Below are 902 nucleotides of genomic sequence, written 5' to 3' on the forward strand. Positions count from 1 at the left end.
CCACCGTGGCGTCAAAGCGCTGCTGCAGGTGCAACTCCTCGACGCTGCGCAGCGTCTTGTCCTCGGCGGCCTCGCGGCCCTGCGTGTCCATGGCTTGGGTGTACATGGCAGCTCCTGCGGATGGGGTTTTCAGCCCTTGGGGCGGCGGTCTATGACGCGCCGCGCCTTGCCGGTGAGGGTGCGCTCTATGGACTCCGGCACCAGCACCTCCACGCGCGTGCTGATGCCCACCAGGGTCTTGATGCGCTGCTGCACCCACTGCGCGATCGCATCGGTTTGCGCGGGCGCCAGCGGGCCCAGCATGGGCTGCAGCTCGCAGCGCACCAGCACCTCGTCCAGCAGCCCGTCGCGCATGACTTGCACCTGGTACTGGCCGGAGAGCTTCTCGTGCTGCAGCACGATCTCCTCGATTTGCGTCGGAAAGACGTTGACGCCGCGGATGATGAGCATGTCGTCCGAGCGGCCGACGATCTTGCCCATGCGCCGGAACGCGCGTGACGTGGGCGGCAAGAGGCGCGTGAGGTCGCGCGTGCGGTAGCGGACGATGGGCAGCGCCTCCTTGGTCAGTGAGGTGAACACCAGCTCGCCCTCCGCGCCGTCAGGCAGCACTTCGCCGGTGTCGGGGTCGATGATCTCGGGATAAAAGTGGTCTTCCCACACCACCGGGCCGTCCTTGGACTCGATGCACTCGCTGGCCACGCCCGGCCCCATCACTTCCGACAGGCCGTAGATGTCCACCGCGTCAATGCCGGCCTTGCCTTCGATCTCGCGCCGCATGGCCTCGGTCCAGGGCTCGGCGCCGAAGATGCCGATCTTCAAACTGCACTCGCGCGCATCCAGCCCCTGGCGCGTGAACTCCTCGATGATCACCTGCATGTAGCTGGGCGTGACCATGATGATGG

Annotated in this window: 1 protein-coding gene; it reads right to left on the reverse strand. The window is 66.6% G+C overall.

The genetic code is table 11. From position 1 onward, the window contains the following. Positions 1–129: 129 nt before the first annotated feature. A partial coding sequence (locus tag ALA01S_RS31250; protein WP_157119453.1) for an AMP-binding protein occupies positions 130–902 on the reverse strand: 773 nt, incomplete at its 5' end.

It is taken from the genome of Azohydromonas lata NBRC 102462 (assembly GCF_001571085.1).
Lineage (GTDB): Bacteria > Pseudomonadota > Gammaproteobacteria > Burkholderiales > Burkholderiaceae_C > Azohydromonas > Azohydromonas lata.